Origin of the sequence: Kribbella shirazensis (genome assembly GCF_011761605.1) — a bacterium.
GTDB lineage: Bacteria > Actinomycetota > Actinomycetes > Propionibacteriales > Kribbellaceae > Kribbella > Kribbella shirazensis.
This window is the reverse complement of record NZ_JAASRO010000001.1, coordinates 1,708,035-1,730,244: the sequence shown is the minus strand read 5'-3', so window position 1 is coordinate 1,730,244 and position 22,210 is coordinate 1,708,035. Positions and strand designations below refer to the sequence as shown.

The following is a 22,210-nucleotide window of genomic DNA, read 5'->3' as shown; positions in this document are numbered from 1 at the left end:
GTCGCAGCGACCTACGTTGACGTGGTGAGGGAACGCGAGCGGCTCCTGCAGGGCCTGCCTGTCGACGAGCGGCGGATCGACGTCGACGGCGTGGCGACGGTCGTGCTCGAGGGCGGGTCCGGGGCGCCGCTCGTTCTCCTGCACGGCGGCATCGAGTGTGGCGGGGCCTACTGGGCGCCCGTGATTCCGCGCCTGGCGGAGCAGCACCGGCTTGTCGTACCTGATGTGCCGGGACTCGGCGAGTCCGATCCGGTCGCGCGGTTGGACCAGCCGGCGTTCAACAGTTGGCTGGACGAGCTGCTCACCCTGACCTGCGATCAGCCGCCGATCGTCGTCGCGCACTCGCTCGTCGGCACGCTGACCGCGGGGTTCGCCGCGAGTCATGGCGAACGACTGCAGCGGTTGGTGCTCTACGGCGTACCTGGCGTCGGGCCGTACCGCATGCCGATCGGGCTACGAACCGTGGCTGTCAGGTTCGCGCTCCGTCCGTCCGAGGCGAACATGGAGCGGTTCGAGCGGTGGGCGTTCGCCGACCTCGATGCCGTACGGCGCCGCAACCCGGACTGGATGCAAGCCTTCACCACCTACACACGGAGCCACGCACGCGTGCCGCACGGCAAGCGGACGATGCGGTACCTGGTAACCACCTGCACCAAACAGGTCCGCGCCCACAGCGACGTACCCACGATGCTCATCTGGGGCGCGAAGGACCGATTCGTACCGCTGGCCCTTGCCGAAGAGGCCGCCCGCAGACTCGACTGGCCGCTCCGCGTGATCGAGGACGCCGGCCATGTCCCGCACATCGAGCGCCCCGCGGCCTTCCTCGAGGAAGTCACACGAACACGACGCTGACCAATTTCCCGATCCCTGAGGCGAGCCTGGCCGGGATCGCGGCCGGGGCTGCCCTCGAGCAGGTACGTCGGTGGCGCGTCGGACCACGATCCGCCGGGTGGCCGCTCATCGCCGCGGGCGGCATCGTCATCGCGAGCGCACTGCACGCGGCAAGAACCACCGACCTCGCCGAACCGCGACGTCTCGTCACCACCGGGCCGTATGCGCTGAGCCGGAATCCCATGTACGTCGGCTGGGTCCTGGTGCAGCTGGGGATCGGGCTGACCACCGGCTCCGGCTGGGTGCTGGCGACGTTGCCCGCCGTCGGGGCGGGGCTACACCGGGACGTCGTCCGCGAGGAACGACGACTGACCCGGTTGTTCGGGGACGAGTACCAGCGCTACTCGGAGAAGGTCGGTCGCTACCTCCCCGGGCGATGAGCAGGAGCGCCGTCGCGGGAGAGGCGGGGCGGGTTGTAACCCCGTTGCCTTCGGGCTCAGCAGGTTCGAATCCTGCCTTCTGCACGCAGTACCCGATATGACAAGAGAGGAGGACCGGCCGTGGCCGACCTCAGGAACAGGAAGCGAGTGCCTGGTGGCAGGACCGGTGCTCCGGTCCAGCAAGGGCACTCGATGCGACGCGTGCTGCTCGCCTGCGGGCATGTGCAGCGCGATCGGATCGCACACCGTGGGGATCACGTGTGGTGCGAAGCCGACTGCTCCGACTGGGTCCGCGTGGTCTCAGTGCAGGAGTAAGAGGTACGCCGCCGTTCGCAAACCGGCGGCGTACCGAAGCCCCCTGGTGACGGAATCACACCGGGCCCTCCGAAGGCTCGGTTCCTGGTTCGACTCCGGGCAGGGGGACTCAGGCGATCGTCGGGTCGTAGTGGACCGACAGCTCCACCGCGGCCTCGCCCCGGGTGGAGAGGACTCGGACCCGTACGTCGTCGACGGACAGCGGCTCGCTCAGCGGCAGCAGGCGCCGGTGGCCGACGGTGGTGCCGTGCGCGATCTCGCGCCAGGAACCTTCGACCAGCGCGTCGACCGCGAAGGACTCGACCTGCTGCCCGGACTCGATGTTCTCGCGGAGGTCGAGCACGTTGATCGTTGCCGGGAGCACCAGATCCGTCGCGTAGTACTCTCGCACCGCCGCCCCGAACGCGGCGAGCGCCTCGACGTCCGGCTCGGCGAACAACCCGCGCCGGTCCGGCGGGATGTTCAGCAGCAGTACGGCGTTCCGCCCGACCGACTTGCGATAGATGTCCAGGAGCTCAGGCACCGACTTCACCGCAGCGTCCTCGGACGCGTGATAGAACCACCCGGGCCGGATCGACACGTCGACCTCCGCCGGGTACCACCGCAGTTCGTCCGCCTTCGCCATCAACCCGGGCCCGGCAACGTCGACAGCCTCCTGCGGAGCGACCATCGATCCGTTCAGGAAGGGTACGACGCTCCACTCGGTCTCCCGCGCGAACCCGTCCTCGTTCCCGACCCACCGCACGTCCGGCCCACCGACCGCGATCGTTGCCTCCGGCGCCAATCGCCGGATCAGATCGAACCACGCGTCGTAGGCATAGCTCTGCGTGCTGCTCGTCGGATTCGCCCCGTCCAGCCAGACCTCGGCGATCGGCCCGTACGACGTCAGCAGCTCGTGCAGTTGCTGCAGGTAGAACCGGTTGTAGTCGTCCACGACATACGTGAACTCACCGATCTGCGACTCGACGGCCGGGCTCCCGTTCCCGTAGTACCCACCGGGCGCCTTCTCCTGATGCAGGTCCGCCGGCGACAGGTACACGCCGAACCCGAGTCCGCCCGCCTGGCAAGCGGCCGACAACTCCGCCACCACATCACGCCGGTACGCCGCGGAAACCGTGTGCGAAAGGTACTTGCTCGGCCACAGGCAGAACCCGTCGTGGTGTTTCGCCGTCAGGATCACGCTCTTGAATCCCGCCGACGCCAGCGTGGAAACCCACTGCGAGCAGTCCAGGGCGGTCGGCTCGAACACCGCCGGGTCCTCCAGCCCGGTCCCCCACTCCAGGTCGGAAAACGTGTTCGGCCCGAAGTGCACGAACGCGATCAGCTCCTGCCGCTGCCAGGCCAACTGCCGGGGCGACGGACGGACAGCGGAAGGATCGATCACAGCAGCACCTTGCCCGGGTTGAGGAGGTTCAACGGGTCGAACGCGGCCTTGATCCGCCGGTGCAGCTCTAGCCCGACCGGACCGAGCTCGGTCTCCAGCCACTGCGCCTTCAACGTGCCGATCCCGTGCTCACCGGTGATCGTGCCGCCGAGCCGCAGCCCGAGCTCCATGACCGCCCCGAACGCCTCCAGCGCCCGCGCCTCGGCTGCCTCGTCGTCGCGATCGAACACCACGGTCGGATGCATGTTGCCGTCACCGACGTGCCCGGGGCAACAAATCAGGACGTCGTACTTCGCGCCGATCTCCGCGATGCCGCGCAGCAGCGTGACCAGCTGCGACCGCGGGACGGAAACGTCGTCGATCAAGGTGATACCGAGCGGCTCCAGCGCCGGGTTGACGAGTCGGCGCGCCTCGAGCAGCATCCGGGACTCCTCCGCGTCCGAGGCCTCCGCGACGTCGACGGCACCGTGTTCCGCGCAGATCGCCGCGATCCGCGCGACGTCCTCGGCGGCCCGTGCGCCGCGGTCGGACTGTGCGAGGAGCATCGAGCCAACGTTTTCCGGCAGGCCCATGTCCCGGTAGCCCTGGATCGCCCGCAGGGTTGGCTGGTCGAGGAATTCGAGTAGGGACGGGCGGAGACCGGATGCCATCACAGCGGCCGCGGCGGCGATCCCGTCCTCGATCGTCAGGAAGGTGGCGGCGGCCGTCAGCGCCGCCTCGGGCTCCGGACGCAGCGCGAGGGTCGCCTCGGTCACGACTCCGAGCGTTCCCTCGGACCCGACCATCAAACGGGTCAGGTCGTACCCGGCGACGCCCTTCGCCGCCCGCCGTCCGGTGCGCACGACCTCACCCGACGCCAATACGACCTCCAGACCGCGGACGAAGTCCGACGTCACGCCGTACTTCACGCAACACAACCCGCCGGCGTTCGTCGCGATGTTCCCGCCGATCGTCGACTGCTCCCACGACGACGGATCCGGCGGATAGAACAACCCCTGCTCGAGGACGGCCCGCGACAGGTCCGCATTCACGACGCCAGGCTGTACGACGGCGACCTGGTCCTCGGCGGAGATCTCCACAATCCGGTTCAAACGCGACGTCGACAGCAGCAAACATCCGTCGACTGCGTTCGCGGCCCCCGACAACCCGGTCCGGGCGCCCTGCGTGACGACCGGCACCCGGAGCGCGGTCGCGGCCCGCAGGACCTCCTGCACCTCGGCCGTACTCGAGGGCCGCACCAGCGCCCGCGCCGTCCCGCCTGTGCAGAACGTCGCGTGATCGTTGCGATGACCGTCCAGTACGTCGGGATCGTCGACGACCGCACCGTCACCGAGCGCCGACCGGAGCCGCGTTACGAGTTCATCGCTCATCTTGCTCCGCGAGCAGTCGCAGGATCAGCTCCGCCCGGCGCACGCGCTCCCGTCCGAGCGCTTCCGCAGTACCCGAGAGATGGGCACCGACCGGGTAGATGTTCGGGGCGTTCCGCAGGCCCATCTTCAGGTACACCGGCGCCGCGACCCGGACGATCTCCGGTACGTCGTAGAAGCGGACGTGGCCGCCCTGGTCGTCGGGGACCTCGATGTACATGTCGATCGGCACCGACGTCACCGACCGGATCTCGGCCAGTACCGGCACCGGGAGGTCCGTCGACACGTTCAGGCTCGTCGCGCCGAGCCGCTCGTACAACTGGGCGGTCGGTGCGTTCGGCAACGGCATCAGCACGGACGTCTTGAGCACCAAGTCGGACGGCAGCGAGCCGTCGATCTTCAACGCACCGAGCAGTTCCAGTACGCCGATGTCTCCGACCAGCAGGCTCCGTACGCCGAGCTCTACCGCGCGGAACGCGTCACACAACGACGCCGCCACCTGCTCGTTGCCGCGCGCGACACCGCCGACCGCGGCCGACACCTTGGCCTGACCGCCGATGTCCCACGCACCCCGCGGGCCGAGGAACAGGCAGACCTCGATCCCGGCGGACGTACCGAGCGAGACCATCTCCTCGATCTCGGCGTCGGTCAGCATCATCACGCCGCTGCCCTGCGACACGCGGTCGATCGTGACGCCGCGCTCCTTGGCCTCCTCCAGGACCGCGGTCATCACCCGCGGCCCTTCGCAGGAAGGGATCTCCACCTTGTACGGCGCGCCGTCCGGGAACGTCTTGGCCGACGTCTCCCCCGGCCGGAATCCGCGGTCGGCGAGCAGCGCACGGGCTTCGCGAAGGTTCATCGCTCGCTCCAGGGTCCGAGTCGCCCGGCCGACGTCAGGTCGCGCGCCGTACCGGTGATCTCCAGGTCGAATCGTTCGGCCGCCTCGGTCAGCAGGGCCGGTGTCACCATCAACTCGTTCGGGGACAGCGTGTCCTTGATCCGGGCCAGTCGCAGCTCGGACCAGTGCCGTCGTCCGCACATCGTCACGGCCGCGAGTACGGCCGCCTCGTCGTCCTCCGTCACCATTGGCAACCGCGAACGGCGCGCACCGCCGGCGCCCGAGGTCAACGCGTTCACGTAGCTCGCCCGCAGGTCGATCTGCTCCAGCAGGCGGGCCGGGATCACGTCCGCCAGACCGAGGCCGGACGCGTTACCGTGCGACGCCGGCGACAGCGAGTGCACGCTGATCGCCGCGATCGTCGGCGACTCCGGCTCCGGGATGCCGTGCACCCAGTAGCGGCCGATGACGTTCGTGTCCATGCCGGCACCGGACTTGTCCTTGCCCAGCTCGTCGACGACCAGCACGTCGAGCTCGTCGAACGGCAACCGGCCGAGCAGGCTGGAAGCCCTTTGCAGCAAGGCGTTCTCGGCCGCACCGGCGATACCGTCAGCCTCCAGCAGCTCGACCGACGCAGTCTGTTCGAGCGCGTTCTCCAGGATCGCGAGGCCGCCGAGGATCTTGCCGTGCGCAACCACCATCTGCGCGGCTGCCTCGATGTTGGCGCCGAGCGACGGGATGCCGCCGGCGTGCAGCGAGGCGGCGCCCAGGTGGTTGCCGAGGCCGATCGCGAGGATCTTGGCGATACCGCTCTCGATCGGTCCGTGGAAGTCGGTGTGCGGCTTGACCCGGTTCACGAGCAGCACGCCGTCGGCCTTGGCGGCGATCGCGTCGTGGTGGACCTCGGTGCCGTCGGACAGCGAACCGACGACGACGGTCTCCATGGTGGCCTCGATCGGGCATCCGACGGACTCCGGCGTGATGCCGAGGCCGGCCAGCATCTCCCGTTGGCCTTCGGCGGTCGCGCCGCCGTGCGACCCCATCGCCGGGATCACGAACGGCGCCGCGCCGGCGTCCCGCAACCAGTCCACGGCCGCCTTCACCACCGGCACGAGATCGTGGATCCCGCGGCTCCCGGCGGTCACCGCGATCCGGGCGTCCGGAAGGATCCGGTCCCGCAGCGGTTCGAGCGCCGCGCGCGCGTCGGCGTACGCGTCGGCCGACACCGGCAGATCGGAGAGGATCCGCCGGATCGGAGTCACCTGTGGGAGGGTCCCGGTGGGTCGCAGACCACGGATGGCGTCGAACGGCCCCCAGGAACCCGTCGCTTCGCTCATCAGTGGCTCTGGCGGGCGACGGCGGAGCCGGTGCGGCCGATCAGGAAGTCGAGGTCGCAGCCCTGGTTCGCCTGGGTGACGTGATCGACGTACAGACGGGCCCAGCCGCGGTCCGACGGCGGTGCCGGCGGCTGCCAGTCCGCGCGCCGCTTCTCCAGCTCCTCGTCCGGTACGTCGAGGTGCAGCCGCCGCGCCGGTACGTCGAGCTCGATCCAGTCCCCGGTCCGCACCAGCGCCAACGGCCCGCCGACGGCAGCCTCCGGCGTGACGTGCAGCACGACCGTGCCGTACGCCGTACCGCTCATCCGCGCGTCCGAGATCCGCACCATGTCGTCGACGCCGATCTCGGCCAGCTTGCGAGGGATGGTCATGTTGCCGACCTCGGGCATGCCCGGGTACCCACGCGGCCCGGCGTTCTGCAGCACGAGCACGGTGTCCTCGTCGACGTCCAGGTCCGGGTCGTCGACTGCCTTGTCGTACTCCTCGATGCTGCTGAACACCAGCGCCTTGCCCCGGTGCCGCGACAGCCGCTCGGACGCCGCCGACTGCTTGATGACCGCACCGTCCGGCGCGAGATTCCCCTTCAGTACGGCGGTCCCCGCGCCACTGCCCAGCGGGTCGCCGACGGGCCGGATCACGGCGTACGTCTCGCTGCCGGGAGCGCCACCGGGGTACGTCGCCTCGATCCGCTCGGCGTTCGCGACGTTCTCGCCGATCGTCTTGCCGGTGACTGTGATCGCCTCGGTCTTGAGCAGCGGGAGGATCTCCTTCATCACCGCGGGCAGGCCGCCGGCGTAGTAGAAGTCCTCCATCAGGTACTTCCCCGACGGCTGCAGGTCGACCAGCCACGGCACACCGCGGGCCCACTCGTCGATGTCGTCCAGGGTCAGCTCGACGCCGACCCGGCCGGCGATCGCCAGCAGGTGGATGACGAAGTTCGTGGAGCCGCCGATCGCCGCGTTCGCGCGGACCGCGTTCGCGAAGGCGTCCCGGGTGAGGACGTCGCTGATCTTCAGGTCGTCCTTCACCATCTCGACGATCCGCTGACCCGACTTCTGCGCGATCACGTACCGGCGCGAGTCGACGGCCGGGATTGCCGCTCCGCCGGTCAGCTGCAGACCGAGTGACTCGGCCATACAGGCCATCGTGGACGCAGTGCCCATCGTCATGCAGTGCCCGTTGCTGCGGGACTGCCCGGCCTCGGCGGCCGCGAAGTCCTCGGCCGACATCCGGCCGGCGTTCAGGTCCTGCGTGAACCGCCAGACCGCAGTACCGGAGCCGATGTCGCAGCCGCGGAATTTGCCGTTCAACATGGGACCGCCGGTGACGACGATCGTCGGCAGGTCGACGCTGGCCGCGCCCATGATCGAGCCGGGCGTGGTCTTGTCGCAGCCGGTCAGCAGCACGACGCCGTCGAGCGGGTTGCCGCGCAGCGACTCCTCGACGTCCATGCTGAGCAGGTTGCGGAACAGCATCGCGGTCGGCCGCAGCAGCGTCTCGCCGAGCGACATCACCGGGAACTCCAGCGGGAACCCGCCCGCCTGCCAGACGCCGCGCTTGACCGACTCGGCCAGCCGGCGCAGGTGCGCGTTGCACGGGGTGAGCTCGGACCAGGTGTTGCAGATCCCGATCACCGGGCGCCCGTCGAACGCCTCCTCGGAGAACCCCTGCGACTTCATCCACGACCGGTGGATGAATCCGTTGCGGCCGTGCTCGCCGAACCAGTGGTCGAAACTGCGCCGGCCGGTCGTCGCCTGTTCCGATTCGCCGGCCAGGACGTTGCCCTCGGCGGGATCGTTGGTCGGGGGCAGATCAGTCATCGCGTCACCTCAGCTGTGGTCACGGTTCCGTTCACGCGGCGGCTGATGCCGGCCGGGTTCGCGTCCTTCAGTACGTCGGGCAGCACCGCGTCGGGAGCGTCCTGGTACGCGACCGGACGCTGGAACCGCCGCGCCGCCGTCACGCCGACGCTGGTGTGGATCGACCCGACCGTCGACGGGAACGGGCCGCCGTGGTGCTGGGCCCACGACACCGCCACGCCCGTCGGCCAGCCGTTCCACAGCACGCGGCCGGCGCGGGCGGTGAGCAGCGGCAGGAGGTCGCGGGCCAGCTCGGCGTCCGAGTCCTCCGCGTGCAGCGTCGCGGTCAGGTTGCCGTCGAAGGCGTCGAGCGCGGTCTTCAGCTCGTCGACCCCGTCGTACTCGACGACGATCGAGACCGGGCCGAAGCACTCCTCGAGGATCTCCTCGCGGCGCGCGAGCAGTTCGCGGACCGTCGTCTGGAGCAGCGTCGCCGCCCCGGAGGACCAGACCCGGACGCCCTCGACCTTCTGCAACCGGTCGAGTCCGGAGACGAAGCCGTCGCGGATCCGGTCGTTCAGCATCTGCGCCTCGGCGACTCCGCCGACGGCGGCGGCCAGGTCCTCCTGCAGGCCGTGCCCCGCCGGGAGGAACAGCAGGCCGGGCTTGGTGCAGAACTGGCCGACGCCGAGCGTGAACGAGCCGACGTACCCCGTGGCGATGTCCTTGCCGCGGGCATCGACCGCGGCCCGCGTGACGAACACCGGGTTGAGGCTGCCGAGCTCGCCGTAGAACGGGATCGGCTCCGGACGGGTCACCGCGATCTCGTGCAGCGCCCTCCCGGCCGGGACCGAACCGGTGAAGCCGGCCGCGGTGATCCGCGGGTCCTTCAGGGCCGTGACACCGACGTCGAACCCCGCGATCAGGCCGAACGTGCCGTCCGGCGCGCCGGCCGCCCTGAGCGCCTCGATCATCACCTCGGCGGTCCGCGCGGACAGCTCCGGGTGCCCCGGGTGCGCCTTGACGATCACCGGGCAACCGGCCGCGAGCGCGGACGCCGTGTCACCGCCGCAGACACTGAACGCGAACGGGAAGTTGCTGGCGGCGAACACCAGCACGGGCCCGAGCGGCACCAGCACGCGGCGCAGATCGGGGCGCGGTACCGGCTTGGCCTGCGCGTCGGCGGTGTCGATGACGACGTCGAGCAGCGACCCTTCCTCGAGTACGTCGGCGAACATCCGCAGCTGCCCGGTACTGCGGGCGACCTCGCCGGTCAGCCGCGCTTCGGGCAGTGACGACTCGCGCATCGCGATCGGCACCAGCTCGCTCGCCGCGGCGTCCAGCGCATCCGCGACGGCGCGGATCCAGCCGGCCCGGACCGACGGCTCGGACGCACCGAACGCGGGTGCTGCCGCGGAGGCCGCGGCGAGCGCCTGCTCGAGCCCGGCGGGGGTGGTGTCCTGGGTCATCGCTTTCCTTCCAGGTTGTCGGTGGCCAGGAACGCGAACGGCTCCCGGCCGGTGGCGACAGTGTTGGTCAGCGTGCCGACCTCGTCGATGGTGATCGTGACGACGTCACCCTCGGCCAGCGCGAAGTCCAGCTCCGGAACGATCCCGGTCCCGGTCGCCAGGATCACGCCGTCCGGGAAGTCGTTCGGCAGGAACAGTACGTCGATGAGGTCCGGCAGCTCGCGGACCAGCTTCTCGGTGGACGTCGTACCGCTGAAGACCTCGTCGCCGCCGCGGTGGATCACCAGCTTGATCGCGAGGTTCTTCGGGTTCGCCACCTCCCAGACCGGGCGGACCCCGGACGCCAGCGCGCAACCGCCCGCGAACAGCTTCGCCTGCGGCACGTACAGCGGGTTGACGCCTTCGATCGATCGCGAACTCATGTCGTTGCAGACCGTGAAGCCGACGATCTCGCCGTGGCTGTTGGCGACGACGGCCAGCTCCGGCTCCGGTACGTCGTGACCGGAGTCGGACCGGATACCGACCGGCTCGCCGTCGACGACCACCCGCCAGGCCGGGGCCTTCTGGAACAGCTCGGGCCGCTCGGCGGTGTAGATCTTGTCGTACACCGACTGCTCGGTGCTCTCCTCCATCCGCGCACCGCGTGACCGCTCGTACGTCACGCCGGCGCACCACACCTCACCGCGGCCGTCCAGCGGCGGGAGGAACGTCAGCCCCTCGGCCGGAAGCGCCTCGCCGACCTTCTCCACCTCCGCCTGCAGCTCCTCGAGCGGCAGCCGGAGCAGTTCGGCGAAGCTGTTCACTCCCTGCAGCGGCGCCACGGTGTCCCCGGTGCGAACACCAGGAACCGGACGACCATCGACCGGGGAAAGATAACGGACCAAGTGCATGGACAGGCCTTTCACATCGACGTACCGAGCAGACCACGGGTGATCTGGAAACCAACATTGCCGGAGGCAACCGCCTTGGGGACGAGCCGGCGACCGGCGACCGCGGCGATCGTGTCCAGGCCGATCCGGGCCTGCTCGGCCGCGTCACCGGTGGCCACCGCGTCCAGGTCGTCGCCGTACTTCGCCACGGTCTCCGGGTCGTTGCTGAACTCGACGACCGGGACGAACCGCTGCGCCGACAAGGTACCGCCGGCGACGTGCGCGAGGATCTGCTGGACGCCGGTCGCGCCGAAGCCGGTCGCGGTCTCCATCCAGTCCGTCCCCGGCATCCGCATCACGTGCCACCCCGGCTCCGCGAACCGCTGGCCGTGCGCGATCGTCGGACCGACCGGGTCCGCCGATCCGAACGCCGCGGTACGGAAGGCGTCGTGAGTGAGCAGTGCGCTGCGCGACGACAGGACGACGGAGCCCCCGGAGCCGACGATCTCGCGGCCGATCAGCGCGAACGCCTCCGCGGTCTCGTCCGAGAACGGGCCGCGCGCCTCCAGCCCGACGGTCAGCGCCCCGAGATCACCACGCTGCTCGGCGGGCGCCGGGAGCTGGAAGCCGTTGAACCAGTCCTTCACCTTGTTGCCGACGGCCTCGAGACCGCCGTCTGCCTGGATGCTGGCCCAGCCGAAGCGGGCCGGGTCCTTGCCGGCCTCGACGAGCCGCGAGCGGAAGTAGTCGTTGTGGGTCTTCTCGCAGCCGTGCTCCAGGAGCAGGGCCATCCGGGTGTTCGGGTGCAGCAGGTAGCCGAGCATGATCCGCGCGAAGGTCTCCTCGGACGCGCCGCCGCTGCTGCCGCACCCCTCGGTGTGCGGGAGGGCGACCATCCGGGTGACCGCGTCGGCGGCCCATTTCTCGAGCTCTGCCTGGGCTGCGATACGCAGGGCGATCTGGCCGGAGCACAGGCTGGTCGGCAGGATCAGTCCGACGGCCTCGGGGACCAAGCGGTCGTCGACCTTCAGCAGTTCGGCGACCGTGCGTCCGTCGGAGGTCAGGCCCCGGAGCGGCAGGCCGTCGAGCGGAGCGTCGCGGTCTTCGGCCGGCAGCTCGGTGAGCTGGCGACTCATGCGGCCGTCGGTGGTGATCGAGATGCCCTCGCGCGGTCCGGTCTGCTTCCAGTTCCGCCAGATCGACACCTGGCTGTGCGCGGCCCGCTCCCCCGCGCTCTTCTCGCCGGATGCGACCCGGACGACGAGGTCGAACGTCTCCGCGGTCAGGTCCGCCATCGACGTACCGGTCAGGTACTTACCGGCGTCGACGTCCATCTCGGCCTGCAGCTGCTGGTACCGGGCGCTGGTCGTGACGAACTTCAGCGTCGGGACGAACGGGAAGTTGGTGATCGAGCCGTTGCCGGTGGTGAAGAAGATCAGGTTGCAGCCGCTGGCGACCTCACCGGCCACGGACTCGAGGTCGTTCCCGGGGCTGTCCATGAAGACGCAGCCGTTGCCGGGCAGCGGTTCGCCGTAGTCGATGACGTGGTCCAGGCGGACCTCGCGCGGCAGCTTGCGGGCGGCGCCGATCGACTTCAGCACGATGTTGTAGAGGCCGCGGTAGACGTTGCCGCCGGACGGGTTGCCCTCGGCGGTGTGGCCGTGCCAGCCGACGCGTTCCTTGAACGACCTGATGGTGGCCAGGAAGCGTTTCGCGGTCGCGAGGTCGCGGACGTTCTTCAGCACGTACGGTTCCGCGCCGATCAGTTCGTCGGTTTCCGCGAGGACCGCCGTACCGCCGTGCCGGATGACCTCGGCGCCGACCTGGCCGGCCAGCGGGTTCGCCGAGATGCCCGAGAACGCGTCCGAGCCACCGCATTGCAGGGCGATCCTGAGATCCGCCAGCGGGACCTCTTCGCGCTGCTGCGCGTCCACGACCGGCAGCCACGGCTCGATCAGCGCGCCGGCGGTGGTGAGGTCGTGCTCGAAGCCGCCCGTCCGGGTGAAGTACGCGTACGGCACCTTGATCGACGGGTAGTCGTGCTCGGCCATGAAGTTCTTGATCGCGTCGCCGTTGACCACGTCGCCCTCGGTGTCGACGATCAGGACCGCGCCGACGTTCGGGTTCAGCGTGAAGCCCGCCAGCGTGGCGAGCAGGAGGCGCAGGTTGTTCGGTACTTCGTCCTCGCCGCCCTCGGTGTGCGCCACCGGTACGACACCGTCGCCCGCCGCCGCGCCGTCGAAGCGCCGCGCGAGCTCGGTGACGAATCCGCTGCTGCGGGAGCTGGTCGCCAGCAGTACGACGTGGTTCCGGGTCCCGGCCGGGCCCTGCTCGCGCGGGTAGCCGAGGAACGTGCCGGGCTGCTCGACGCTGGTGACCTGGGCGCCGAAGTTCAGCGCGGACTCGTCCAGCTCGTACGGGTCGAGCGGCTCGTTGGTCGCGGACGGCTCGTCCGGCAGGCCGTCGACGCCACGGGCGGTGACGGCGGCGAGACTGGTCGGCGTACACACGTAGTCGCCGGGGACCAGGTCGCGGGAGGCCCGGGCGAATGCGGTGTTCCACGAGGTCAGCGCCGCACCGGCGGAGACGTTCGCGACGACGAAGCGGTGCCCTTCCAGCACGGTGTGCGGCAGCGTGATCGTCGTACCGCCCAACTCGGCGCCGAGCTCGACCTCGGTGCCGGCGTCCAGCCGCCGGGAGGCGATCGCGACGTTGTCCCCGGGCTCGGGCAGAACGCCGATCTGTTCGAACCTCACCATCGTTCGTGCCTTCCCATAGCTAGCTCGAGCCAAAATCATGCATGATGCATGATTACCAGTGTTACCCTGCCGAAACCTGACCGGTGGGGTCAAGACCGCGACCAGAATCCGGAGACAGCTGATGGCGGAGGCTACGGAGCCGATGGCGCCGGTGGACCGGCGGCTGCTGCGCCGGCAGATGCTGGCCGACGACGTGTACGAGGCCATCAAGACGATGCTGATGGACCACGTCATCCGGCCCGGCGCGCGGATCTCGATCGACGGGCTGGCCCGGGAGTTCCAGGTGTCGTCGACACCGGTGCGGGAGGCGCTCGCGCGGCTGGAGTCGGAGGGCCTGGCGGTCAAGGAGCCGCTGAAGGGGTACCGCGCGACGCCGTTGCTGACGCTGGAGGAGTTCGACGATCTGTACCGGTTCCGGTTGCTGCTCGAGCCGTGGGCCGCACGGCGGGCGGCCGAGCTGATCACGGCCGAGGGCGCGGAGCGACTGTCGGCGGAGCTGGCGAACGCGGTCGAGCCGACGTCGATCGACTACGCCGGCTACAAGTCGCTCACCGTGCACGACAACCGGTTCCATTCGCTGATCGCGTCACTGTCCGGGAGCGAACAGGTCCGGCTGGCGTTCGAGCGAACCCACTGCCACCTGCACATCTTCCGTCTGCACTACAACCGCGACATCGGACCCGAGGTCCTCACCGAACACCGCACACTGGTCGAGGCCATCACCTCCGGCGACCCCCGGGCCGCCGAGGCCGCGATGACCCGCCACATCGAGAACTCGATGACCGTCCGGCTGCGCCGCGTCTACGAATGACCCGGCGCCCGTTCCCGCTCGCAGTACCCGCGGAGCTGCGCGCGTACATCCTCGACTTCCACTGGGACCTCGACCTGCTGCACACACTGGATCTGCCCACGACCGAGCTGCCGCTCGCACAGTTGGCGCACCACCTCGACCTGCCGTTCTGGGCGTACGACGGGCAGCCGTTCCAGCTGACGCCGCACCAGGTCGCGGCGGATCCCGTGACGTACCGCGAGCAGTACGAAAGGACTCTCGCCGCGGACCTCCGTCACCCGGTGGACGTCGTACGGCGACCCGACGGGCGGATCACGATCCTCGACGGAGTACATCGCCTGCTGCGGGCCGAGCTCGAGGGCCGGGCAGTGCTCGCGGTCCGAGTGCTGGCGTGGGACGAGCTGGATCGGATCGCCGTACGGGACTGACCCCGTTTGACATCCGCGACGGAGGGCACGCGTGCGGGATGGACCTGCCCGCGCCGCGCCCCGTCCTGTGGCCGTTGCGTCCAGTGGAATCCGCAACGGTCTCCAACTCGTCCGACGACGGCCGGACCGTCGTCACGATCAGCCACGCTCCACTCGAGCAGGTCACACCGGAGATGCTCGCCTGGTGGTACACCCACATCCCGGGCGACATGCGGTACGCCGGTTCGTCCTGGCCGCGGTACCTGGTGTGGCACCCGCTCGACCACATCTCGTACGAGGCGACCACGCCAGGTCCGATCGGGCCGGGGACCCGACTGCACATCACCGAAGCGCTCGGGCGTGATCCGTCGATGCTGCTCGACCTGGAGGTCGTCGTCGAAACCGTCGACAGCCAGTCGGCCGTCATCACCAAACGCGTGCTCGGCAGCTCCCTGGTCCGGCTCGAGAACGAGTTCACCCGCACCCGCTCCGGCTGCCGCTACACGACCCACCTGACGATCGGCGACACCACTGCGCTGGCCCGCCTCTTCCTCAACCGGACCGCGCACAACCGTGCCTTCCCGCACCCCAAGCTCGCCGCGTGGATCCGGCACCACATCGAGGAGATCGGCAACCTCGAGAACTTCCTCCCCGACCTGTACCGCTACCGCGCGCCCCGCGAACCCTGATTACTCCAGGGGCGCGCCGCCGTACGAGATCTCGTTGCCGTCCGGGTCGTAGAAGGTCACGTGCCGTACGCCGTTCTCGTACGTCTCCCGCACCGCCGGTTCGAGCCCGCGGTCGGCGATCGCCCGCAGTACTCCCTCGAAGTCCTCGACGAACAACGTGTGCTGCGCATGCCCGGCGTGCTCCGGGACGACCTCGATGTAGAGGAACTGGTGCTCGCCGACCTCCCATACCGCTTCGACGTCGTTGGGGAGGAAGCTCGGCGGCGCGCCCAGCAGCTTCTCGTACCAGGCGACGGCCGTGTCGTAGTTGCTGACGGAGATACCGGCGAAGAGGTCCAGGGCCATACCGGATCTTATCGGCGGTGCCCAAGGACAGGAGGTAGTCCACTCGCCCGGCGGGTTCTCCGCAGCATTACGCCTGGCGGATCGCCGGCCGAGTGGATACCTCCTGTCGTCAGGTCACGCAGGCGCGTCGCCGTGGTCCGGGATCTCCAGCTGGACGCCGCCCTGGAGAGCGGACTGGTGCGCGAAGATGCCGGGCAGGGTGTAGCGGGCCGAGACCCACGCGTTGATCGGCGGCAGGGTCTTGTCGGCGACCGCGCGGACGAAGTCGTCGGCGAGGAAGTGGTGCGAGCCCTCGTGCCCGTTGTGCAGCCCGTCGAACTCCTTCGGCAGGCGCGAGCGGTCGTGCACCGGGGAGAGACCGGACCGGAACGCGTCCCGCAGCGCGGGGTCGACGTTCGCCAGGTCGGCGTCGTCGAGGTCCCCGCTCGGCTTGGTCTCCATCAGCTGGCTGACGTCCTCGACGCCTTCCTTGTTCTGCCACAGCGTCGTCGTCGCGAGCTGCTCGAAGCTGCCCTCGGTACCGAACACCCGCAGCCGCGACTCGCGGATGTGCGACGGGTAGCCGACGCGGCGCATCTCGTTGGTCCGCATCACGCTGCCGTCGGCGAGCTTGAACAGCGCGGTCGCGTTCGAGAAGTCGTTGTCGAACTGGCTGATCTCCTTGTCGAACACGCCGTCGCCGCGGTCGTCCTTGACGCCGATCGCCGACACGTGGGTGGCGTGCTGACCGGTCACCGAGAGGACGTTGCCGACGGCATGCGTCGGGTAGAGCAGCGGCGGGAACGACGCCGTCTTCTTCCAGTCCTCACCGCCGGAGTACTGGTACGCCGCGTAGAACCCGAGGTCCATGTCGTGGACGTAGTCGCCCTCGCTGTAGAACACCCGGCCGAACGCGCCCTCGGCGAGCTTCTGCCGGCAGTACACCGAGGACGGGTAGTAGAAGCTCGTCTCACCCATCATGTAGGTGAGCCCGGTCTCCTTCACCAGCTCGATGATGCGGGCGATCTGATCCGCCTCGATCGCCATCGGGACCGTGGAGTACACGTGCTTCCCGGCCTCGAGCGCCTTGATCGCCATCTCGCCGTGCAGCCAGCGCTGCGTGAAGATCGCGACCGCGTCCACGTCCGACTCGAGCATCTCCTCGAACGACGCGGGTGTCACCGTGATGCCCTGCTTGGCGGCCATCTCGGCGGCCCGCTCGGGGATGACGTCGGTCAGCCGCACCTCCGACACGTCGGGATGCGCGGACCACAACCGAAGGAACGACGGAGCGAACTGCCCCGCCCCGACCACACCGATGCTGATTCCCATACCAGAGACCCAATCACACATTTATGTTTCATGGAAGAACAAATTCGCACGTTGATTCGTGTGACTCAACCCACACGGTCACCCTCGGCCCCGTCTTTGTGCACGAGATCCGCACGCGGAGCCCCGCGGCACGCGGATCCGGTGCACAAAGTCCCCCCGGCCGGCCGGGGCCGGGCGGGGCGGGGTCGGGGCGGGGCGGGGCGGGGTCGGGGCCGGGCGGGGCGGGGTCGGGGCGGGGTCGGGGCGGGGTCGGGGCGGGGTGGGGCGGGGCGGGGTGGGGCGGGGTGGGGCGGGGTGGGTTAGTGCAGGAGGTGGGGGTTGTCGGTGGTGATGCCGTTGACGTTGAGGGCGGCTGCCTTGGCGAGGGTCGCGGCGTCGGGGACGGGCCAGGCGGTGACGTTCAGGGCGGCGGCGTGGAGTTCGGCGACGCCGGCGGGGGTCAGGCCGGCGATGCCGCACAGCGCCCAGGAGGCGCCGGCCGCGCGGGTGCGGGTGATGACCTCGGGGATCTCCGGCGTACGGCCGAAGATGTGGCCTGTCGTCACGTCCGGGAACGCTTCGCGGACCGCGAGCAGGATCTCGGCGTGAAACGACGTGACCAGGGTCCGCTCGGCCAGCGCCCGGTCGGCCTTCAGGGACTGCGCCAGCAGCGGTACGGCGGCCTCGGCCTTCACCTCCGCCTGGAGCCGGACGTCGACCGCCGCGACCGCCTCGGACCAGGTCGGGATCCGCTCCCCGAGTCCGGCGTCGAGGGCACGCAGCTCGTCGAGTGTCAGGCACGCGACCTCGCCCGACCCGGAGGTGGTGCGGTCGACGGTCGCGTCGTGCATGATCACGAGCTCCCCGTCCGCACTCACCCGCAGGTCGAGCTCGATCTCGTCGCACCCGTCCGCGACCGCGCGGCGGAACGATCGCAGCGTGTTCTCCGGTTCCGTCCCGAGTGAACCCCGGTGGCCGGTGATGATCACAGCACCTTCTCCTCGTAGAGCCGTTGGACCTCGTCGCCGATCGCCTCGAGGCGGCGCGCGACCGAGGCGAACACCTTCTTCGGCTGCGCGTTGTCGGCGTAGATCTGCTGCAGCCCGGTGTAGATCTGGACGTTGGCGTTCCGCCCGTACAGGCGGATCGCGTCCTGCTGCCGCGCGTTCTCCAGCTGCGCGATCGCGACGCCGTAGTTCGGCTGCTCGGCGATCAGCTTCTTCAGCTCGGGGTCCTCGCGGGCCTTGTTCACCACGGGAAGATAGCCGGTCTGCGTCGTCCACCAGGCCGAGTTCTCCGGCCGGGCGAGGAACTGCAGGAACGTCGCCGCGGCCTGTTTCCGCTCGGTCGAGATGTTCCGCAGCATGCCGATCCCGCCGCCGCCGGTGGCGATCCCGGCCGCGACCTCCGACGGGATGAACCCGGCCCCGACCTTGAACTTCGCCTTGCTGGTGATGGTCTTCATGCCACCGGTCGACTCCTGGATGACGCCGACCAGCCCGTTCGCGAAGTCGGTACTCGGGCTGCTCGCCATGTAGGCAGCTCCGAGGTCGTGCACCATGGACCGCTGCCACTCACCCGCCGCGACCGCACCGGCCTCGTCGATCGTGACGTCGAGCCCCTTGGAGTACGCGCCGCCGAACTGCCACACGTTCCCCTGGAACTGCCAGTCGCCGTCGATCTTCGCGAACGCGATCGTCCGCAGCGACCGGCCGCCCGACTGCACCTTGGCCAGCTCGGGCACCCACGACCGCAGCTCGCTCCAGGTCCGCGGCACCCGGTCCGGCAGTCCCGCCTTCGCGAACGCGTCGCGGTTGTAGTACATGATCGGCGTACTGCGGGCGAACGGCACCGCCCAGCTCTGGCCTTTCACGACGTACTCGCCGAACAGCTTCTCCTGGAAGACACCGGGCCCGAAGCCGTCGGTGAAGTAGCCGTTCAGTGGCTCCAGCGCCTCGTTCAGGAAGAACCGTTCCCAGGTGACGTCGGACAGTACGGCGAGATCCGGCGCCTGCTTCGCGACCAGTGCGGCCGCGATCTTCTGCGCCACGTCGTCGTAGCTGCCCTGGAACTGCACCTCGACGTACACGTCGCTCTGCGAATCGTTGAACTTGGCAACGAGCTTGTCCACCGCCTTGCCGTTCACACCGCCGTACGGCGACCAGAAAACGACCCGCGTGCGGTTCGCGTACTGCTTCGGCACGGCACCGGCCGGCTGTGAGTAGATCGCGTCGACGGAGCGGTAGCCACAGCCCGCGAGCCCCAGCGCCGCGGTGACTCCGAGGAAAGTACGACGTTGCATGCTCATCCCTTCAGAGCTCCGGCCGTGATCCCACCGACGATGTAGCGCTGGGCGATCAGGAAGATCAGCAGCATCGGCGCGAGCACCAGCAGCGTGCCGGCCATGATCGTGCCCCAGGCCGCGAGTCCCTCCTCGTCCTTCAGGATCAGCAGCCCGACCGGCAGCGTCCGCATCGACGCCGTGTTGGTGACGATCAGCGGCCAGACGAAGTTGTTCCACTCCTCGACCGCGGTGATCACCACGACGGTGATCAGCATCGGCCGCGACATCGGCAGGACGACGCGCCACAGGGTGCGCAGGTGCCCGGCGCCGTCGACCGCGGCCGCGTCGGTCACCTCCGTCGGCAGCGTCAGGAAGTGCTGCCGCATCAGGAAGGTCGCGAACGCGGACCCGATCCCCGGGATGATCAGGCCGGCGTACGTGTTGATCCAGCCGAGCGTCGCCACCGTCAGGTAGTTCGGCAGCAGGGTCACGTGACCGGGCACCATCATCGCGCCGAGCACCGCGAAGAACAGGATCTTCTTGAACGGAAAGCGCAGGTAGGCGAAGGCGTACGCCGTCAGTACCGCGTTGATCACCTTCAGCGCCGTACCCGCCACCGTGATGATCGTGGAGTTCAGGAAGAACCGGTCGAACGGCGCGGCCTTCCACGCCAGGCTGAAGTTCTCCCAGGTGAGGTCCGGCCACCAGGCCGGCGGCCACTGGTAGATCTGCGCCGGCTGCTTGAACGCCGTGGACAGCAACCAGTACAGCGGTCCGAGGAACACGGCCGCCACACCGATCAGTACGACGTACTGGATCGCGCGTGCCTTCATCGGTAGTGCACCCGCCTCTCCATCACCCGGGCCTGCACGGTCGTGACCAGCAGCAAGATGACGAACATGATGATCGACAGCGTCGCCGCGCGGCCCGCGTTGAACGCCTGGAAACCTTCGTTGTAGATCGACCAGCTCAGCGTGGTGGTGGCGTCACCAGGGCCACCACCGGTCATCACCGCGATCACGTCGAACGCCTGGAACGTGCCGATCACCGTGGTGATCAGCAGGAAGAAGGTGATCGGGGCGAGCAACGGCAGCTTGATCGACCGGAACCGCGTCCAGGTCGACGCGCCGTCGATCGCAGCCGCCTCGTCGAGCTCCTTCGGCAGGCCCTGCAGGCCGGCCAGGTAGATCAGCGCGGCGAACCCGACGTTCTTCCACAGGTAGACGATGACCAGGCCGGGCAGCGCCCAGTCGGAGTTGTTCATCCAGTCCGGTGGTTCGGCGCCGAACGGTTCGATCAGCGCCCGCATCAGGCCGTACCCGGGGTCGAAGATGAACGCCCAGATGGTCGCGACCGCCGCGCCGGACAGGATGTGCGGCGCGAACGCGATCGTCCGCACCGCACCGCGGCCCTTCAGCGGCAGGTTGAACAGGAAGGCCAGCGCCAGCCCGATCACCAGGCTGCCGATCACGATCAGCCCGGTGAACACGACCGTGATCCACAGCGTCTTGTGGAACCCGGGGTCGGTCAGCGTCCGGCCGTAGTTGGCCAGGCCCACGAACGTCGGACGGGCGGCGATCATGTTCCAGTCGGTCAGGCTGAGGAAGGCGTTGTAGATGATCGGCCAGTACGCGAAGACCGCGATCACCAGCAGGTTCGGCGCAACCAGCAGCGCGAACAGCCCGTACTCACGCCGCCGGCGGCGTTTCAGCTGGTCGTTGCTGGCAGCAATTTGTTGCTCGTCCGGATGGGCCCGGGCCGGCAGGTCCACGATCGTCACACCGACCTCCTTGTGAGTAACTCCTGAAGCGGGGCGGCCACTGCGGGGGCGGACGCCAGGATGCCTTGCGGGAAAGCCGTTCCGGGGCCGCGGACGACGGTGGCGCCGGATTCGCGGGCGATCAGGGCGCCGGCGGCGACGTCCCACGGCTGGATGACGTGCTCGTAGTACGCGTCCGCCGTACCGTCGGCGACCGAGCACAGGTCGAGGGCGGCCGAACCACCACGACGGATGTCGCGGACGGCCGGCAGTACCTGTCGCAGGACCTCCGCCTGCTCCGCCCGGCGCTCCGGCAGATACGAGAAGCCTGTCGACACCAGGGCCGACGGCAACTCGGTCCTCCTTGGCGGGCCGAGCCGCTGGTCGTCGCGGTGGGCACCGGCATCGCGTACGGCGGACCACGTCGTACCGGTGCGCGGTTGATGGACCGCTCCGGCGAGCGCACCCTGCTCGTCCTCGACGGCGATCGAGACGCACCAGTCGAGGCGGCCGTACAGGTAGTTGACCGTGCCGTCGAGCGGATCGATCACCCAGGTCAGGCCGGTGGTCGAAGCGCGCGAAGCGCCTTCCTCGCCGAGCAGGCCGTCGCCGGGACGGGCGGCGGTGAGCCCGTCGGCGATCAGCTTCTCCGAGGCACGGTCGGCGTCGCTGACCGGGTCACTCGCCGAGGATTTGGTCTCGACACCGGCCGCGTCGATCGACAGACTCCGCTGACGGGCCAGCAACTCGGCACCCGCCGCGAACGCCAGCCGAACGGCCAGTTCGCGGAGGTCAACAAGCTTCGGGGCAGCGGGCATGCCGGTGAAATTATCACCGAATCATGGTTACGTATAGAGAATTAGTGTGATTTTCTCACGAAGATCACAACGATTTAGTCATCGTCGTCGTTGCGCAGCCGGACGCCGGTGACGCCGTCGAGATCGTCCAGGGCGAGCACCAGGTCCTGCAGCGGCGCCCGGCCGGAGAAGCGCATCGAGGCCCGCACCTGCGGCCGCGCTCCGTCGCGGTGCTCCTCGGTCCCGAGCACCGACGCCTCGAACCCCATCGACGTCGCGGTCGAGAGGATGGCCCGCAGTACGCCGGCACCGTCGTCGTACCGCACCGTGACGATCCGGCGCCGGTCGGGCGACGGCAGCAGCCGCCCGAGCTGGGCGAAGGGGCCGACGGCAACGAGGTGCAGCACGGTCGCGGCGGCCGCGAGCAGCGGCATGCCGGCG

21 protein-coding genes and 1 tRNA gene are annotated in these 22,210 nt (G+C 69.4%); 6 read left to right on the top strand and 16 right to left on the bottom strand.

Going from position 1 to position 22,210, the window contains the following annotated elements:
* The first annotated feature begins 24 nt into the window (after positions 1–24).
* From BJY22_RS08485 to BJY22_RS08475, 3 genes are all read left to right on the top strand, one after another.
* A complete protein-coding gene (locus tag BJY22_RS08485; protein ID WP_337758384.1) occupies positions 25–852 on the top strand; it encodes an alpha/beta fold hydrolase in 828 nt (275 codons plus the stop codon).
* Complete coding sequence (locus BJY22_RS41490; RefSeq protein ID WP_238350834.1) at positions 759–1,271, top strand: methyltransferase family protein; 513 nt, start codon at positions 759–761, stop codon at positions 1,269–1,271. Before BJY22_RS08485 ends, BJY22_RS41490 begins: the two co-directional genes overlap by 94 nt.
* Positions 1,272–1,355 (top strand) — tRNA-Tyr (locus tag BJY22_RS08475).
* A gap of 340 nt (positions 1,356–1,695) precedes the next feature.
* Here the strand turns inward: BJY22_RS08475 and BJY22_RS08470 are convergent.
* The 8 genes from BJY22_RS08470 to BJY22_RS08435 form a co-directional block, all read right to left on the bottom strand.
* Entirely contained in the window at positions 1,696–2,970 is a 1,275-nt protein-coding gene (locus tag BJY22_RS08470; protein WP_167205045.1) for an alpha-L-fucosidase, read from the bottom strand.
* Positions 2,967–4,340, bottom strand: a complete 1,374-nt coding sequence (locus tag BJY22_RS08465) for an FAD-binding oxidoreductase (RefSeq protein WP_167205043.1) — start codon at positions 4,338–4,340, stop codon at positions 2,967–2,969. Before BJY22_RS08465 ends, BJY22_RS08470 begins: the two co-directional genes overlap by 4 nt.
* Entirely contained in the window at positions 4,330–5,196 is an 867-nt protein-coding gene (locus BJY22_RS08460; RefSeq protein WP_167205041.1) for a hypothetical protein, read from the bottom strand. The genes BJY22_RS08465 and BJY22_RS08460 overlap by 11 nt, the downstream gene beginning before the upstream one ends.
* Entirely contained in the window at positions 5,193–6,437 is a 1,245-nt protein-coding gene (locus BJY22_RS08455; RefSeq protein WP_337758382.1) for a nickel pincer cofactor-dependent isomerase, group 22, read from the bottom strand. The genes BJY22_RS08460 and BJY22_RS08455 overlap by 4 nt, the downstream gene beginning before the upstream one ends.
* Positions 6,438–6,511: 74 nt before the next feature.
* Positions 6,512–8,332 (bottom strand): IlvD/Edd family dehydratase, encoded by a 1,821-nt coding sequence (locus tag BJY22_RS08450; RefSeq protein ID WP_167205037.1) that lies wholly within the window; start codon positions 8,330–8,332, stop codon positions 6,512–6,514.
* On the bottom strand, positions 8,329–9,780 hold the full coding sequence (locus BJY22_RS08445) for an aldehyde dehydrogenase (NADP(+)) (protein ID WP_167205035.1): 1,452 nt from the start codon (positions 9,778–9,780) through the stop codon (positions 8,329–8,331). The genes BJY22_RS08450 and BJY22_RS08445 overlap by 4 nt, the downstream gene beginning before the upstream one ends.
* On the bottom strand, positions 9,777–10,601 hold the full coding sequence (locus BJY22_RS08440) for a fumarylacetoacetate hydrolase family protein (RefSeq protein WP_337758380.1): 825 nt from the start codon (positions 10,599–10,601) through the stop codon (positions 9,777–9,779). The genes BJY22_RS08445 and BJY22_RS08440 overlap by 4 nt, the downstream gene beginning before the upstream one ends.
* A gap of 80 nt (positions 10,602–10,681) precedes the next feature.
* Entirely contained in the window at positions 10,682–13,408 is a 2,727-nt protein-coding gene (locus BJY22_RS08435; RefSeq protein ID WP_238350318.1) for a UxaA family hydrolase, read from the bottom strand.
* A gap of 121 nt (positions 13,409–13,529) precedes the next feature.
* On the opposite strand from BJY22_RS08435, the gene BJY22_RS08430 reads away from it, so the two are divergent.
* The 3 genes from BJY22_RS08430 to BJY22_RS08420 are packed head-to-tail and all read left to right on the top strand — an operon-like array spanning position 13,530 to position 15,294.
* Positions 13,530–14,219: a GntR family transcriptional regulator gene (locus BJY22_RS08430; protein WP_167205029.1), complete on the top strand. Its 690-nt coding sequence runs from the start codon at positions 13,530–13,532 to the stop codon at positions 14,217–14,219.
* On the top strand, positions 14,216–14,626 hold the full coding sequence (locus BJY22_RS08425; RefSeq protein ID WP_167205027.1) for a ParB N-terminal domain-containing protein: 411 nt from the start codon (positions 14,216–14,218) through the stop codon (positions 14,624–14,626). Before BJY22_RS08430 ends, BJY22_RS08425 begins: the two co-directional genes overlap by 4 nt.
* Positions 14,627–14,664: 38 nt before the next feature.
* Positions 14,665–15,294, top strand: a complete 630-nt coding sequence (locus BJY22_RS08420; protein WP_167205025.1) for a DAPG hydrolase family protein — start codon at positions 14,665–14,667, stop codon at positions 15,292–15,294.
* On the opposite strand, the gene BJY22_RS08415 is transcribed toward BJY22_RS08420, so the two are convergent.
* The 8 genes from BJY22_RS08415 to BJY22_RS08380 form a co-directional block, all read right to left on the bottom strand.
* Complete coding sequence (locus BJY22_RS08415) at positions 15,295–15,639, bottom strand: VOC family protein (protein WP_167205024.1); 345 nt, start codon at positions 15,637–15,639, stop codon at positions 15,295–15,297.
* 114 nt (positions 15,640–15,753) lie between these two features.
* Entirely contained in the window at positions 15,754–16,950 is a 1,197-nt protein-coding gene (locus BJY22_RS08410; RefSeq protein WP_167205022.1) for a Gfo/Idh/MocA family protein, read from the bottom strand.
* 299 nt (positions 16,951–17,249) lie between these two features.
* On the bottom strand, positions 17,250–17,918 hold the full coding sequence (locus tag BJY22_RS41485; protein WP_167205020.1) for a glycerophosphodiester phosphodiesterase family protein: 669 nt from the start codon (positions 17,916–17,918) through the stop codon (positions 17,250–17,252).
* Complete coding sequence (locus BJY22_RS41480; protein ID WP_167205018.1) at positions 17,915–19,231, bottom strand: ABC transporter substrate-binding protein; 1,317 nt, start codon at positions 19,229–19,231, stop codon at positions 17,915–17,917. Before BJY22_RS41480 ends, BJY22_RS41485 begins: the two co-directional genes overlap by 4 nt.
* 2 nt (positions 19,232–19,233) lie before the next feature.
* The gene (locus BJY22_RS08395) at positions 19,234–20,046 is read right to left on the bottom strand and encodes a carbohydrate ABC transporter permease (RefSeq protein ID WP_167205016.1); all 813 of its coding nucleotides are present in this window, start codon (positions 20,044–20,046) and stop codon (positions 19,234–19,236) included.
* A complete protein-coding gene (locus BJY22_RS08390; protein ID WP_337758378.1) occupies positions 20,043–20,993 on the bottom strand; it encodes a carbohydrate ABC transporter permease in 951 nt (316 codons plus the stop codon). The genes BJY22_RS08395 and BJY22_RS08390 overlap by 4 nt, the downstream gene beginning before the upstream one ends.
* Complete coding sequence (locus BJY22_RS08385; protein ID WP_167205014.1) at positions 20,990–21,790, bottom strand: inositol monophosphatase family protein; 801 nt, start codon at positions 21,788–21,790, stop codon at positions 20,990–20,992. Before BJY22_RS08385 ends, BJY22_RS08390 begins: the two co-directional genes overlap by 4 nt.
* A gap of 74 nt (positions 21,791–21,864) precedes the next feature.
* Positions 21,865–22,203, bottom strand: coding sequence for a hypothetical protein (locus BJY22_RS08380; RefSeq protein WP_202891033.1), 339 nt, complete (start codon positions 22,201–22,203; stop codon positions 21,865–21,867).
* Between the last annotated feature and the right edge of the window lie 7 nt (positions 22,204–22,210).